Origin of the sequence: Methylopila henanensis (genome assembly GCF_042681025.1) — a bacterium.
In the GTDB taxonomy this organism is placed as follows: Bacteria; Pseudomonadota; Alphaproteobacteria; order Rhizobiales; family Methylopilaceae; genus Methylopila; species Methylopila henanensis.
In genome coordinates, this window is sequence record NZ_JBHUER010000003.1 from 235,128 (window position 1) to 249,495 (window position 14,368).

General features: G+C 70.9%; 13 protein-coding genes and 1 tRNA gene. 6 read left to right on the forward strand and 8 right to left on the reverse strand.

Features of this window, described 5'->3' with window-relative positions; genetic code table 11:
* Window positions 1–8 precede the first annotated feature (8 nt).
* Complete coding sequence (locus ACFSCV_RS05770; protein WP_378797878.1) at window positions 9–1,052, forward strand: ligase-associated DNA damage response exonuclease; 1,044 nt, start codon at window positions 9–11, stop codon at window positions 1,050–1,052.
* Window positions 1,049–2,701 carry a cisplatin damage response ATP-dependent DNA ligase gene (locus ACFSCV_RS05775; RefSeq protein ID WP_378797881.1) on the forward strand — a complete coding sequence of 551 codons (1,653 nt, stop codon included), beginning with the start codon at window positions 1,049–1,051 and terminating at the stop codon, window positions 2,699–2,701. Before ACFSCV_RS05770 ends, ACFSCV_RS05775 begins: the two co-directional genes overlap by 4 nt.
* Before the next feature lie 3 nt (window positions 2,702–2,704).
* Here the strand turns inward: ACFSCV_RS05775 and ACFSCV_RS05780 are convergent, their stop codons facing one another.
* On the reverse strand, window positions 2,705–3,334 hold the full coding sequence (locus ACFSCV_RS05780) for a S24 family peptidase (protein ID WP_378797882.1): 630 nt from the start codon (window positions 3,332–3,334) through the stop codon (window positions 2,705–2,707).
* 206 nt (window positions 3,335–3,540) lie between these two features.
* Here ACFSCV_RS05780 and ACFSCV_RS05785 point away from each other — a divergent pair, with 206 nt between their 5' ends.
* Complete coding sequence (locus tag ACFSCV_RS05785) at window positions 3,541–3,906, forward strand: DUF952 domain-containing protein (RefSeq protein ID WP_378797884.1); 366 nt, start codon at window positions 3,541–3,543, stop codon at window positions 3,904–3,906.
* A complete protein-coding gene (locus ACFSCV_RS05790) occupies window positions 3,903–4,997 on the forward strand; it encodes a quinone-dependent dihydroorotate dehydrogenase (RefSeq protein ID WP_378797886.1) in 1,095 nt (364 codons plus the stop codon). The genes ACFSCV_RS05785 and ACFSCV_RS05790 overlap by 4 nt, the downstream gene beginning before the upstream one ends.
* Before the next feature lie 3 nt (window positions 4,998–5,000).
* Here the strand turns inward: ACFSCV_RS05790 and ACFSCV_RS05795 are convergent, their stop codons facing one another.
* The 3 genes from ACFSCV_RS05795 to ACFSCV_RS05805 all read right to left on the reverse strand — a co-directional run bounded on the left by ACFSCV_RS05795 (window position 5,001) and on the right by ACFSCV_RS05805 (window position 7,883).
* A complete protein-coding gene (locus ACFSCV_RS05795) occupies window positions 5,001–5,285 on the reverse strand; it encodes a DUF6460 domain-containing protein (RefSeq protein WP_378797888.1) in 285 nt (94 codons plus the stop codon).
* Window positions 5,286–5,304: 19 nt separating this feature from the next.
* Window positions 5,305–6,951 carry a lysine--tRNA ligase gene (locus tag ACFSCV_RS05800; RefSeq protein WP_378797890.1) on the reverse strand — a complete coding sequence of 549 codons (1,647 nt, stop codon included), beginning with the start codon at window positions 6,949–6,951 and terminating at the stop codon, window positions 5,305–5,307.
* A 74-nt stretch (window positions 6,952–7,025) separates the two neighbouring features.
* Window positions 7,026–7,883: a transporter substrate-binding domain-containing protein gene (locus ACFSCV_RS05805; RefSeq protein WP_378797892.1), complete on the reverse strand. Its 858-nt coding sequence runs from the start codon at window positions 7,881–7,883 to the stop codon at window positions 7,026–7,028.
* Window positions 7,884–8,087: 204 nt separating this feature from the next.
* Here ACFSCV_RS05805 and ACFSCV_RS05810 point away from each other — a divergent pair, with 204 nt between their 5' ends.
* The gene (locus tag ACFSCV_RS05810; protein WP_378797894.1) at window positions 8,088–9,890 is read left to right on the forward strand and encodes a glycosyltransferase; all 1,803 of its coding nucleotides are present in this window, start codon (window positions 8,088–8,090) and stop codon (window positions 9,888–9,890) included.
* Between the two features lie 7 nt (window positions 9,891–9,897).
* Here ACFSCV_RS05810 and ACFSCV_RS05815 read toward each other — a convergent pair whose 3' ends face one another.
* Together ACFSCV_RS05815 and ACFSCV_RS05820 are read right to left on the reverse strand one after the other, a co-directional pair.
* Window positions 9,898–10,497 (reverse strand): SCO family protein, encoded by a 600-nt coding sequence (locus ACFSCV_RS05815; protein ID WP_378797896.1) that lies wholly within the window; start codon window positions 10,495–10,497, stop codon window positions 9,898–9,900.
* A gap of 14 nt (window positions 10,498–10,511) precedes the next feature.
* Window positions 10,512–10,685, reverse strand: a complete 174-nt coding sequence (locus tag ACFSCV_RS05820) for a hypothetical protein (RefSeq protein ID WP_378797898.1) — start codon at window positions 10,683–10,685, stop codon at window positions 10,512–10,514.
* A 159-nt stretch (window positions 10,686–10,844) separates the two neighbouring features.
* Here ACFSCV_RS05820 and ACFSCV_RS05825 point away from each other — a divergent pair.
* Window positions 10,845–10,918: transfer RNA gene (locus ACFSCV_RS05825), tRNA-Gly, on the forward strand.
* A gap of 103 nt (window positions 10,919–11,021) precedes the next feature.
* Here the strand turns inward: ACFSCV_RS05825 and ACFSCV_RS05830 are convergent.
* The gene (locus ACFSCV_RS05830) at window positions 11,022–12,983 is read right to left on the reverse strand and encodes a sensor histidine kinase (protein ID WP_378797900.1); all 1,962 of its coding nucleotides are present in this window, start codon (window positions 12,981–12,983) and stop codon (window positions 11,022–11,024) included.
* A complete protein-coding gene (locus ACFSCV_RS05835) occupies window positions 12,976–14,358 on the reverse strand; it encodes a sigma-54-dependent transcriptional regulator (protein ID WP_378797902.1) in 1,383 nt (460 codons plus the stop codon). Before ACFSCV_RS05835 ends, ACFSCV_RS05830 begins: the two co-directional genes overlap by 8 nt.
* Window positions 14,359–14,368 lie beyond the last annotated feature (10 nt).

Below are 14,368 nucleotides of genomic sequence, written 5' to 3' on the forward strand. Positions count from 1 at the left end.
CTCTGGGCATGCGCCCCGAAGACCTGCTTGTCCCCACCCCCCAAGGGCTCTACTGCCCGCCGGCCGACTGCCACATCGACCCGATGCGGCCGGTCGCCCGCGCGCTCGTCACCCACGGCCACGCCGACCACGCCCGGCCCGGCAACGACGCGGTGATGGCGACGCCGGAGACGCTCGCCATCATGGCTGCGCGCTACGGCGAGGCGTTCTGCGCCACGCGCCAGCCGGCGCCCTACGGCGCCCGGACGAAGATCGGCGACGTCACGGTCAGCTTCCACGCCGCCGGCCATGTGTTGGGCGCGGCGCAGATCCTGTTCGAGTGGAAAGGGTTCCGGGCAGTCGTATCCGGCGACTACAAGCGGCAAGCCGATCCGACCGCGGCGCCGTTCGAGGTGGTCCCCTGCGACCTGTTCGTCACCGAGGCCACCTTCGGCCTGCCGGTGTTCCGCCACCCCGACGCCGGCGACGAGGTCGCGAAGCTCCTCGACAGCGTCGCGCTGTTCCCGGACCGGGCCCATCTCGTCGGCGCCTATTCGCTCGGCAAGGCGCAGCGGCTGATGAAGCTGCTGCGGATCGCGGGCTGGGACCGGCCGATCCACCTGCACGGCGCCATGGTCCGGGTGACCGAAACCTACGTTAACCTCGGAATTGACCTCGGATTGACCGAACAGGTTAAGTCCGCGGAGCGAAAGAACCTCGCCGGCGCGATCGTCATCTGCCCGCCGTCGGCGCTCCGGGAGCTCTGGGCGCGCAAGTTCCCGGACCCCGTCACGGTGGCCGCCTCCGGCTGGATGCGCGTGCGGGCGCGGGCGCGCCAGAAGGGCGTCGAGCTGCCGCTGGTGGTCTCCGACCACGCCGACTGGGACGACCTGCGCCGGACCATCCTCGACACCGGGGCGGGCGAGATCTGGGTCACCCACGGCGAGGAGGACGCGCTGGTCCACTGGTGCGGGACCGCCGGGCTCAAGGCGCGGCCGCTCAGGCTCGTCGGCTACGGCGACGAAGGCGAGACGGACGAGCCGGCGGCGGAGGGGGAGGGCGCAGCCCCATGAACCGCTTCGCCTTCCTGCTCGATCGCCTCTCCTACGAGCCCCGGCGCAACGCCAAGGTCCGGCTGATGGCGGACTATTTCAGAGAGACCCCGAACCCCGAGCGCGGCTGGGCGCTTGCGGCGATCACCGGCGCGCTGTCGTTCCGCCACGCCAAGGCCGGGCTGATCCGCGGCCTGATCATGGAGCGCGCGGACCCCGAGCTGTTTGCGCTGTCCTATGATTACGTGGGCGACCTCGCCGAGACCGTCGCGCTGATGTGGCCGGGAGAGACCCGCGCCAACCGCGCGCCGCCGCTGTCCGAGATCGTCGAGGGGCTGGCGTCGACCGCCAAGCTCGACCTGCCGAAGCGCCTCGCCCAGTGGCTCGACGCGCTGGACGAGACCGGGCGCTGGGCCCTGCTGAAGCTCATCACCGGCTCGCTTCGGATCGGAGCCTCCGCCCGGCTCGCCAAGACCGCGGTGGCGGCGCTCGGCGAGGGGATCGCGCCCGACGACGTTGAGCTCGTCTGGCCGGGACTGGCGCCGCCCTACGAGGACCTGTTCGCCTGGGTCGAAGGCCGCGCCGAGCGCCCGAACGCCGAGGACCCGGCGCCGTTCCGCCCGCCGATGCTCGCCCATCCGCTGGAGGACGCCAATTTCCGGGCCTTCGACCCGGCGGAATTCGTGGCGGAGTGGAAGTGGGACGGCATTCGCGTCCAGGCCTCGGCCGGCCGTGACGCCGAGGGGCGCCATGTGGCGCGGCTGTGGAGCCGCTCGGGCGAAGACGTTTCGGCCGCGTTCCCCGACCTGCTCGACGCGCTGACCTTCGACGGCGCGATCGACGGCGAGCTGCTGATCCTGCGCGAGGGGCGGGTCCAGACCTTCAACGTCCTGCAGCAGCGGCTGAACCGCAAGGCGGTGACGCCGAAGCTGACCGCCGAGTTTCCCGCCCACATCCGCGCCTACGACCTGCTGTTCGACGGCGATGAGGACCTGCGCGGGCTGCCTTTCGTCGAGCGCCGCCAGCGGCTGGAAGCTTTCGTGGCGCGGGAGGGGAGCGCGCGGGTCGACCTGTCGCCGCTGGTGCCGTTCGACGACTGGGACGGGCTCGCCGCCGCCCGGCTCGACCCGGCCTCGGCCGGCGCGGGCGCCGACGCCGCGGCCGTCGAGGGCCTGATGGTGAAGCGTCGCGACAGCCCTTACGTCGTCGGCCGGCCGAAGGGGCTCTGGTTCAAGTGGAAGCACGACCCGATGACGGTCGACGCGGTGCTGATGTACGCCCAGCGCGGCCATGGCAAGCGCTCGTCGTTCTATTCCGACTTCACCTTCGGCGTCTGGACCGAGGACGCCGACGGTCCCCGGCTGACGCCGGTCGGCAAGGCCTATTTCGGCTTCACCGACGAGGAACTGGTCGAGCTCGACCGCTTCGTGCGCAAGAACACCGTGAACCGCTTCGGGCCGGTGCGCGAGGTGACCCACACCGAGGCGATCGGCCTGGTGCTTGAGATCGCCTTCGAGGGGATAGCGAAGTCCGCGCGGCACAAATCGGGGGTCGCGATGCGGTTTCCGCGCGTCGCCCGCATCCGCTGGGACAAGCCGCCCCATGAGGCCGACCGGCTCGAAAGTCTCGAGAAGCTGATCGAAGAACGCGAGGCCGCGGCGGGGAGTTGAGGCTTACTGGCTCGCCCAGACGACGCGCGCCATCCACGCCACCTGCGAGGCCGGGATGGTGCGGTCCGGGTGCGCCGGGTTGAGCGACCGCAGCTCGATCTGCTTGGCGGAGGTGCGGGCCAGCTCCTTGGCGAGCACCTCGCCCTCGGTCGTCCGCAGCACCACGCGGTCGCCGCGGCGGACCGGCGAGCCCGGAGCCACCAGCACGATGTCGCCGTCGCGGAACACCGGCTCCATGCTGTCGCCCTGGATCTCGACGGCGTAGACCTGTTCGCGATCGACGTCCGGAAACTCGATCTCGTCCCAGCCCTGGCCGGTCGGCAGGCCAGCGTCGTCGAAATAGCCGCCTTCGCCGGCCTGCGCGAGCCCAATCAGAGGGACGCGCTTGCGCTGCCGCGGCGCGCCGTCCGTCAGCAGCGTCATGAAGGCGTCGAGATCGGTCGTAGTGGCGTCGAGCGCTTTCGCGATCGATTCCGTGGACGGCCAGCGCGGCCGTCCATCGTTCGCGATGCGCTTGGAGCGGTTGAACGTGGTGGGATCGAGCCCGGCCTTGCGCGCGAGGCCGGAGGCGGAGAGCCCGTTCTTCGCGGCGAGCGCGTCGATCGCGGACCAAATCTGGCCGTGCCCGAGCATCCTCTGTCTCCACCCCTTGTGGCGAGCGGAACACCGCTCTGATAGGAATTAGTACCTCACGGACGTCCTGTCCATGATTTTCTTGCTTTTCTTCGCGCCTTGCATGGCGGCCCCGGTCGCTTTAGGCCTTCGGGCGCGCTTTCCAGTGTCAAACGCGCCGGATAGGTCTGCGTTCCGCGCTTCGTGACCGAACGAGTTTGGCGATCATGCCCGCCCCAACGATCTACAAAATCGCGCCTGCTGCACTCTGGCGGGAAGCCGAACGGGCGGGGCGGTTCGACGGCGCGCCGGTCGATGTCGCGGACGGCTACATCCATTTCTCGACGGGTCCCCAAGCGCGCGAGACCGCCGCGAGGCATTTCGCCGGGCAGACGGATCTGGTGCTGGTCGCGGTCGACGCCGAGGCGCTGGGGGCGGCGCTGAAATGGGAGCCGTCGCGCGGCGGCGCTCTGTTCCCGCATCTCTACGCGCCGCTGCCGCTGTCCGCCGTGCTGTCGGTCGAGGAGCTGCCGCTCGGGCCGGACGGCGCGCATGCGTTCCCGCCGGAGCTGTCGGCGGGAGAGGGCGCATGATCGGCCCGCTCTGGCCGCTCGCGCGGCTTGCGCTGCACGCGCTCGACGCCGAGACCGCCCACCGCGCCACGCTCGCCGCGCTCGAACGCGCGCCGGTCATGCGGCCGCCGGCCTGCGATCCGCGTCTCGCGACGGAAGCGTTCGGGCTGCTGTTCCCGAACCCCGTCGGCCTCGCCGCCGGCTTCGACAAGGACGCCAAGGCGCCGGACGCTCTGCTCAGCCTCGGCTTCGGCTTCGTGGAGATCGGCTCGGTCACGCCGAAGCCGCAGCCGGGCAACCCGCGGCCCCGACTGTTCCGGCTCGGCGAGGACAAGGCGGTCGTCAACCGCATGGGGTTCAACAATGAAGGCGCGGCGGCGGCGCTGGCGCGGCTGGAACGCCGTCGCGGCAGGTCGGGGATCGTCGGGGTCAATGTCGGCGCCAACAAGGACGCCGCCGACCGCGCCGCGGACTATGCGCAGGGCGTCGAAACCTTCGCGGACGTGGCGTCCTTCTTCACGATCAACGTGTCGTCGCCCAACACGCCGGGACTGCGCGACCTTCAGGCGCGCGCCGCGCTCGACGATCTCGTCGCCCGGGCGCTCGGCGCCCGGGACGGGGCGGTGGCGCGGGGCGCGCGGCGGCGACCGGTTCTGCTGAAGATCGCGCCGGATCTCGACCTGCACGGGCTCGACGACGTGGTCGAGGTCGCGTTCGGCCGCGGTCTCGACGGGCTGATCGTGTCGAACACCACGCTCGACCGGCCGGCCTCGCTGCGTTCGTCCGCGGCGAAGGAGGCGGGCGGCCTGTCCGGCGCGCCGCTGTTCCGCCGCGCGACATGGATGCTGGCCGAGACCTTCCTGCGCGTGGAAGGCCGCATCCCGCTCGTCGGCGTCGGAGGGATCGCGTCCGGAGCCGACGCGGTCGCGAAGATCCGCGCCGGCGCGACGCTGATCGAACTCTACAGCGCGCTGGTGTTCGAAGGCCCGGCGCTGATCGGGCGGATTCTCGCCGACCTGAACGAAGCGATCGCCTCCGAAGGCGCCGGATCGCTCGCCCCGCTCGTCGGCCGCGACGCCGCCGCGGTCGCGGCGGCGGGACCGGAGGCGTGAGCCTCAGGCCCGGCCGGAGCCGATCTTGAGCACGCGCAGGATCAGCCAGATCGGTATGACGACCGCCGCGCCGATGATCAGGTAGCGCAGCAGCGCCCGGAGCAGGTCCGCGCTGTTCGCGAGCAGGTCGCGCACCACGTCGATCGCGTAGTCGAGCAACCGGAACACGTCGAGGTCGAGCTGGTCCAGCACCAGCCCGACGATCACGCACAGCAACAGCAGTCGCAGCAGCACGCCGAGCGGCGAGCCGCCGAGGAAGCGCGAGACGCCTGACGAACCGTAGGACATGGGGCGTTCTCCCGCTCTCTCAGGCCGCCTGCGCCAGTTCGCCGGCGAGCGCGCGCCGGATCAGGGCGCGCGTCTCGTCAACGCCGTAGGCCGCGACGAAGGTTCCGAAGCGCGGGCCTTCCTTCTCGCCCAGCAGCAGCTCGTAGAGCGCGCTGAACCAGGCGAACGACACGCCGGGGCCGCCGTCCGGGCCCTTCCGCTTCTTGTCCTGATAGCGCTCGATCGGCCGTGCGACGTCGAGCACCACGTCCTGGATGGCTGCGGTGTCCGCGTCGGCGGGCAGGGCGGCGAGCCCGGCGTCGAGCTTCGCGAGCGCGTCCGCCTCCACCTCGTCGGCGAGGCGGAAGGCGCGGCGCGGCTTCACCCGGTCGATGAAGTAGCGCACGGCGTAGCCCGCCAGCCGGTCGAGATCGGGATGGGTCTCGGCGGTCACGCCCGGCGCGTAGCGCCGGATCATGCGCCACAGCACGGCCTTGTCCTCGGCGTTGGCGGCGGAGGCCAGCTTCAGCAGCAGTCCGAACGACACCGGCATGTCGTTCGCCGGCGGCTCGCCGGAATGGATGTGCCACACCGGATTGCCGAGCCGGGTCTTCCAGTCCTGCGCCTCGTAGCGCGAGAGGAAGTTGTAATACTCGTCGACCGCCTTCGGAATGACGTCGAAGTGCAGCTTCTTCGCCGAGCGGGGCGACTGGAACATGTAGAGCGCGAGGCTCTCCGGGCTGGCGTAGGTCAGCCACTCGTCGATGGTGAGGCCGTTGCCCTTGGACTTGGAGATCTTCTGGCCGTTCTCGTCGAGGAACAGCTCGTAGACGAAGTGCTCCGGCGCGACGCCGCCCAGGATCTCGCAGATCCGGTCGTAGATCGGCGCGTTGGTCTGGTGGTCCTTGCCGAACATCTCGAAATCGGCGTCGAGCGCGGCCCAGCGGGCGCCGAAATCCGGCTTCCACTGCAGCTTCACCTTGCCGCCGGTGACCGGCAGCGTCTTGTCCACGCCATCCTCGTCCATGAAGGTGATCGTGCCGTCCTTGGCGTTCACCTCCTTCAGCGGCACGTAGAGCACGCGGCCCGAGACGGGCGAGATCGGCAGGAAGGGCGAATAGGTGGCGCGCCGCTCCTCGCCGAGAGTCGGCAGCATCACCTCCATGATGGCGTCGTAGCGTTCCGCCGCCCGCAGCAGCACGGCGTCGAGCTTGCCGGACGTGTAGTAGTCGGTCGCGGAGGCGAACTCGTAATCGAAGCCGAAGGTGTCGAGGAACCGCCGCAGCATGGCGTTGTTGTGGTGGCCGAAGCTCGGATAGTCGCCGCCGAACGGGTTCGGCACCGAGGTCAGCGGCATCTGCAGGTACGGCGTCAGCGCGGCCGGGTCCGGCACGTTTTCCGGCACCTTGCGCATGCCGTCCATGTCGTCGGAGAAGCACAGCAGCCGGGTCGGAATCCTGTCCTCGGTCAGCGTGCGGAAGGCGTGGCGCACCATGGTGGTGCGGGCCACCTCGCCGAAGGTGCCGATGTGCGGCAGGCCGGACGGGCCGTAGCCGGTCTCGAACAGCACCGGGCCGTCCTTGGGCTTGCGCTTCAGCCGCTCGACGATCTTGCGCGCCTCCTCGAACGGCCAAGCGGTCGAGGCGAGCGCGGGTTCGACAAGGGCGGATGCGTCAGGGACGGTCATGATGCCTGCAGGCGTAAGGGTAGAAGAGGGCGGAAACTAGAAACCGTCCGCCTGCGCGTCAATCGACGGCGATGTCACCACAGTCCCACGGGAAAGTGGCGGAGATAGATCTCCGCGTAGACGCCGTTCTCGTCGAGCCGCTGCAGGGCGAAATCGATCGCCTGGCGCAGCCGGTCGTCGTTCGGGCGCAGCATCGCCCCGACGCCCTCGCCGAAGTAGCGGCTCTCCGTGTAAGCGCCGCCGACAAAGGCGCAGCAATTGTCGGACGCCGCGCCGTTCAGCCAGAAGGCGAGGGCGGCCGCGTCGCCGAACGCCAGATCCGCCTCGCCGTTCCGGACGGCGGACTGCGCGTCCGCGGCGCGCTCGAAGGTCTTCAGCTCGGAGCCGGGAAAGAACGCCTTGAGAAAGGCTTCATGCGACGAGCCCGTCACCACGGCGACGGAGCGCCCCTTCAGCGCTTCGGAGGCGGTCGACGCGATCGCCTTGTCGCGGCGCGCGACGAAGCGGGCCGGCGTCTGGTGCAGGCGCTCCGTCATCGCGAAGCGCGCGCGCAGTTCGGGCGTCGGCTTGACCATCGCGAGGATCACGTCCGACTGACGCCTGTCGAGCGTGTCGAGCAGCGCGTCCCAGCGCCACGCCTGCAGCGTGCAGGCGATGGCGAGCTCCGAGCAGACCGCGCGGGCGAGATCGACGGCGAAGCCGGCGGGCTGGCCGTCGGCGTCGGAGTAATGGAACGGGGGGTAGTCGTCGCCCGTCGCCCATTTGACCACGCGCCCGGCGGGCAGATCCGGCTTCTCGAGCCGCGCCTTCGGATCGCTGAAGCGCGGGATCGCGACCGGCGGCGCCGATGTCTCGGCGGCGCAGGCGGAGGCGGCGATCGCAGCTCCGAGGATCGCGGCGCAGATCTGCGCAAAAACCCGTAGAGGTTGCATACGACTCGACTCCTCATTTTCGCGGATTCTACACTTCTTCGACCCTCCTGATCCAAGGACGGCGTCCTGGGGACATTCGGCATGGCCGGATCGGAGCAGGCGCGGCGCGTTGCGCCGGCGGGGAGGGCGGCGGCCCACGCGGTTCCGTCGCGCGCCGGGCGTGCGGCGTACGCAGCTTCGAGCCTCCCGCCCGAATTCGCGGCGATGGCGGCGGAGGGCTTTCCGCTTCAGCCCCTGATCGACGCCGCCCGCGAGGCCTCGCGCCTTCGCGCGGCGCCGTTCGACGTTCTCATGGCCGCGGGCGGCTTCCCCGAATACGAACTCGTGGCCGCGCTCGCGCGGGCGATCGGGCTCGAGGCCTTGGGATCGGACGCGCCGGCCGGGGACCCGATCGACGCCGATCAGTTCGCGCTCGCCTGCCGCACGGGCGTCATGCGCTTCGACGCCGACGGGCGCGCGCGCCTGCTGGTCGCGGCGCGGGGGCCAGCCATAGGTCGGCTGGCGTCCTTCCGGCGCGGCCGTCCGGCCGACGGCCGCCGCGTCGCGATCGCCGGGCCCCGCGCCTTCGCCGACATCGCCGTCCGCCGGGCCGGCTCCGCCCTTGCCGACCGCGCGAGCCTCGGGCCCGGCGCGATCGCCCCGGAGCTCACGGCCGCCGTCTCCATGCCGGTTTTCGACCAGCCGCGGAGGGAGGTCGCGCTCGCCGCCGCCGCCGTCGGCGTCGCTGCCGCCTTCGCCTTCGACATGGTGTTTTTCGCCCTGGCCGCGATCGCCGGGCTGCTGTTCTTCGCGATGAACCTGTTCCGGTTCCTGCTCGCGATGACGCCGGCGACCGATGACGTCGCGCTGCCGCGCGGCGACGACGGCGACCTCCCGATCTACACCGTGCTGGTCGGCCTGGCGTTCGAGGGCGCCGTAGTGCCCGGCCTGCTGGACGCGCTGGAGACGCTCGACTATCCGGCGGCGAAGCTCGACATCAAGCTGCTGATCGAGGAGGGCGACCACGACACGCTCGGCGCGCTCGCGCGCCGGCCGCCGCGCGCCGGGATCGAGGTGCTGACGCTGCCGCCCGGCGGTCCGAAGACCAAGCCGCGCGCGCTCAACGCCGGGTTGCTCGCCGCGCGCGGGACGCTGCTGACCGTGTTCGACGCCGAAGACCGCCCGGAGCCGGACCAGTTGCGGCGCGCGCTGGAGGTGTTCCGCCGCAACCGGCCCGATCTCGCCTGCGTGCAGGCCCGGCTCGCGATCGACAATCTCGACGACGGCTGGCTCGCCCGGCAGTTCGGCGTCGAGTACGCGGCGCTGTTCGACGTCTCCGTCCCCGCGCTCGCCACCCTCGGCATGCCGATCCCGCTCGGCGGCACGTCGAACCATTTCCGCACCTCCGCGCTGCGCATGGTCGGCGGTTGGGACGCCTCGAACGTCACCGAGGACGCCGATCTCGGGCTGAGGCTCTCCCGGCTCGGCTGGCGGACGACCACCGTGCGCTCGACGACCTGGGAGGAGGCGACGACCTCGCTGTGGCCGTGGCTCAAGCAGCGCACGCGCTGGATGAAGGGGTTCATGGTGACGGCCGTCGTGCACGGCCGCAGCGGCGTCGACCTCGCGTCGCGGCTCGGGCCGGCGCGCTTCGTAAGCGCCTCTATGGCGGTGGCGGGCGTCGCGCTGACGGCGCTGGCCTACCCGGTCGTGGTGGTTGGGCTGCTGATCGGCGGGCTCACCGGCTCGCTGTTCGCCGTGTCGGGCGGCCTGACGGAGGCGGCCTTCGTCGGCGTCCATGTCGCCAACCTGATCGTGGGCTACGCCACCGGCCTCGCCTGCGGCTGGATGGGCGTCGACCGGCGCGGGCCGGCGCGGCTCGCGCTCGACCTCTTCACCATGCCGATCTACTGGCTGCTGGTGGGCGTGGCGGCGTGGCGGGCGCTCGGCCAGATCGTCTACGGCAGCTCTACGCGCTGGGAGAAGACCGTGCACGGCGTCTCGAGCCGACGCCGCACGCCGACCTGAACCGTTGTCAGGCCCCGAGGTAGCGGCGCAGTTCGTCCGCGGACTGCTGCGGCTCGCGCTTGAGGTTGAAGGGCGCGACGAAGGCGCCGTTGCGGTCCATCAGATAGACCAGCGCGGTGTGGTCCATGGTGTAGTCGCCGCCGTCGAGCGGGACCCTCTTGGCGTAGGCGCGGAAGACCTTGACCGTCGCGTCGACCTGCTCCTGCGCGCCGGTCAGGCCGCGGATGCGGGGCGAGAAGCTGTCGAGGTAGGATTTCAGCGCCTCCGGCGTGTCGCGCGCCGGGTCGACCGTCACGAACAGCGCCTGAGCCTTCTCCGCGTCGGGGCCGAGCGCCTCGAACACCTGGGTGATGTCGGCGAGCGCGGTCGGGCAGACCTCCGGGCAATGGGTGAAGCCGAAGAACACGAGGTAGGGTTTGCCCGCGACGTCCTTCTCGGTGACCGTCGCGCCGTTCTGGTCGACGAGCGTGAACGGGCCGCCGACGCTCGACGCCTGGGTCGCGACCTCGCCGCCGGGCTTGCTGAAGTGGATAAGGCTGAAGGCGAGGACGCCCGCCCCGACCGTGAAGGCGAGGGCGCCGGCGAGGAAGGCGGTGCGGGACGACATCGGCGGATACTCCTTCAGAAACAGGCGATGACCGCCGCGAAGGCCTGCTCGAGGAACACGCCGGAGCCTTCGGAGGCCCAGAGGGCGAGGGCGGCCCCGGTCAGCGCGGCGACGCCCACGGCCGCGGCGGCCCAGGCGAGCCGCGTGGCCGGGGATTGCGGCGATGGTGCGGGTTCGTGTTGGGTCATGTGACAGCGCGCCAGCGCCCGAGAGGCCTTGCGCGCTGTCATAGACCCGCCGAAGGCCGCCGTCGACGTCCTTGCCCGAGAACGGCTTCACGACGCCGCGCGCGGCGCCGACAATGGCCTTGTCGCCGCCGCGTCCGGCCCCTAATGTCATTCACCCGAGCGGGCGTAGTTCAATGGTAGAACGGCAGCTTCCCAAGCTGCATACGAGGGTTCGATTCCCTTCGCCCGCTCCAAAATTCCAGAGCAGTTGCAGCGTGTTACGGTTCGACCGTTAAACTCGCGTTCCCTACGTTCCCCAAAGCTCGCCCGGCGCTCCCGACGCGCGCGAGTCGTCGCTCAGGCCGCCGCCGCGACCGGCAGCCAGACCGTGAAGGTCGAGCCGCGGCCGACTTCGCTCTCGACCGTGATCGCGCCGCCATAGCGCGCCATCAGCGTGTAGCTGATCGACAGGCCGAGCCCGGTGCCGCCATGGGCGCGGGTGGTGAAGAACGGATCGAAGATCCTGCCGAGCTTCTCGGCCGGGACGCCGACGCCGGTGTCGGCCACGCGGATCGCGACGCCCGGCGCGTCGGCGCGGTCCTCGTCGGCGGTCGAGACGGTGAGGGCGCCGCCTTCCGGCATGGCGTGGATCGCGTTGACCATCAGGTTGATCAGCACCTGCTGAAGCTCGGTGCGGCTCACCTCCACCGAGCGCTCCGCGGCGTCCCTGGTCGTCACCGCGATGTCGGCGCGCTCCAGCAGGTGGCGCACGAGCACCAGACAGTCCGCCACCACGCCGCCGGGGGCGACCGTCTCCACATAGCCGGCGTATTCGTCGGGCCGTGCGAACTGCAGCAGGCGGGTGACGATCATGTTCACCCGGTGGACCTGCTGGTCGATCAGGTCGAACTCGGTCCTCACCTCCGCGGCGGCGGAGCCGAGGATCTCGCGGGCGACCTCGAGATTGCCCTGGATCACCGCGATCGGGTTGTTGATCTCATGAGCCACGCCCGCCGTGATCTCTCCGATCGAGGCGAGCTTCTCGGACATCACGAGCTGGCGCCTAGTTTCTTCGAGCTGCCGCGTCCGCTCCCCGACGCGCGCGTCGAGCTCCGCGCCCCAGGCCCTGAGTTCAGCGTCGCGCGCCTGCAGGCCGTCGAGCAGGTCGTCGAGGCGATGAGCGACCACCCCGATCTCGTCGTCGCGGGGCGCCTCGCCGGTGCGGGCGCCGAGATCCCCCGCGTCGACGGCGGCGATCGTGCGTTTCATGCGCTCCAGCGGCCGGAAGATCGCGCGGGCGAGGCCGAGCAGGAACGGCACCGTGACGGCGAGCGCGAGCGTGAAGGCCGCGACCACCGCGCCGATCATGGTCCAGCGGGCCGTGCGGAAGGGCTTTTCGAGGAAGCCCACATAGAGCATGCCGACCCGCTGGCCCTCGCCGTCGACGATCGGCTCGTAGGCGGAGATGTAGCGGTCGTTGACCACGAAGGCGCTGTCGAGCCAGGTGCGCCCCTCTCCAAGAACCGCGTCGCGCACCTCGCGCGAAACCCGCGTGCCGAGCGCGCGCCGATCGCCGAACAGGCGGACGTTGGTGGCGATGCGGACGTCGTCGAGGAACAGGGTCACGGTGCCCTGCCCGCCGGCCGGAAGAGCGGAATGGGCGTAGATCAGATCGTTTATCGTATCGACGAAGCCAAGATTGCCGTTCAGAAGCGCGCCGCCGACGAGCGCGGCGGAGCGCCCGTCCGCAAGCGTCACCGGCGTCGCCGAATGGATGACGAGGCCGCGGGTCTCGACGGCGCGATCGGTCTCGGCCGCGTTCGGCGTCGGCACCAGCTCGATCCGCGCGCGCTCCGCCATGCCGCGTGACAGCCGCGCCATCTCGTCCTGCTCGAACACGTCGAGCGCTGTTCCCGCACGGCCAGCGAACGCGGCCTCCACGACCTTGCGCTCGGGCGAGGGCGCGGCGGCCGCGTCGCGTTCGACGAGGCGCAGGAAGTCAAGTCCGAGCTCTTGGCGGCGGCTTTCGAGCAGGTCTGCGATGGAGCCGTCGCGCGCGGCCTCGGCGAAGGCGGCGGACCGCCCGAGCGCGGAAAGCTGTTCGCCGCCGCGCTCCTTGAGGCGGTTTAGGTACTGGCGCGCGACGATCAGCTCGTCATTGGCCTTCGACACCAGCAGAGCGTCGAACTGGGCCAGCCACCCGAACAGCGCGAAGCCGAGCACCACGGGGAGCACGACCACCATCGGCAGCAGCGCGATGGCGAGCAGCCGGGCGCGGACCGATCGCGGCCGCCAGCCCGAGGGCGGGCGCTCAGGCATTCCATTCGGCGCATTTGCGGTCGAGCGTCTTGCGCGAAACGCCGAGGCGCGCCGCCGCCGCCGCCCGGTTGCCGCCGCAGGCCTTCAGCACCCGCAGCATGTGGCGCTTTTCGAGCTCCGCGAGATCGTCGGTTTCGGGCTCGGGTCCGGCCGCGGGCTCGCCGACGTCGAAGGCGCCGAGGATCAGGCCGCGCTCGACCCGGTTGCGCAGTTCGCGCGCGTTGCCGGGCCAGGAGTAGGCTTCGAACCGCCGGAGCGTGTCGCGGTCGAGCGGCAGCGGCGGCAGGCCGAGCTGAGCGGAGATCTGCGCCATGAACATGCGCGCGAGCGGCGCGATGTCTTCGGGACGCTCGCGCAGCGGCGGCAAATGGATGCGGAACACGTCGAGCCGGTAGTAGAGATCCGCCCGGAAGCGGCCGGCCGCCACCTCCTCCGACAGGTCCGCATTGGTGGCGGCGACGAGGCGGACGTCGATCGGCACCTCGCGGTCGGAGCCGACGGGCCTCACCTTGCGGTCCTCGATCACCCGCAGAAGCTTCGCCTGCAGCGTCAGGGGCAGCTCGGCCAGCTCGTCGAGGAACAGCGTGCCGCCCTGGGCGTAGAAGAACAACCCTTCGCGCGAGGAGGCGGCGCCCGTGAAGGCGCCCTTCACATGGCCGAACAGCTCGCTTTCGATGATCTCGGCCGCGATCGCGGCGCAGTTCACCGGCACGAAGGGTTTTGCGGCGTAGGGCGACTGCTCGTGCAGGGCCCGCGCTGTGATCTCCTTCGCGGTGCCGGATTCGCCGGTGATCAGCACCGTGGTGGGCGTCGCGGCGGCGCGCGTCACCATCTCGCGGATCCGCGCCATCTGGGGCGAGGTCCCGACAAGACGGCCGGGCTCCTCCGGTTCGGCTTGCGCGCCGAGCTGGCGGCGCAGCACGAAGTTCTCGCGCCGGAGCGCAGCCCGGTCGAGGCAGCGGGCGATGGCGTTGAGGATCTGCTTGGTGCGGAAGGGCTTCAGCACGAAGTCCGCCGCGCCGGCGCGCAGCGCCTCGATCGCGGTTTCGAGATCCGCGAAGGCGGTGATCAGGATGACCTCGGTGAAGAAGCCGTCGCGGCGCAGCTCCGCCAGCCATTCGAGCCCGGTGCGGCCCGCCATCACATTGTCGAGGATGATGAGGTCGAAATGGCTGGCGTCGATCAGACGCCCGGCGGCGACCGTGTCGCCCACCGCCTCCACCCGCGCGCAGCGCGGCGCGAGCGTGCGGGTGAGGAAGTTGCGCATGCCGGGTTCGTCGTCGACGACGAGGATGTGGGCGCGCGCGAGCCAGGGATCGGCGACCGTGTCGGCCGGCGCGTCCGCCGTCTGGCTCGCCTGGCTGTCGTGGTTCATAAGACCGCCG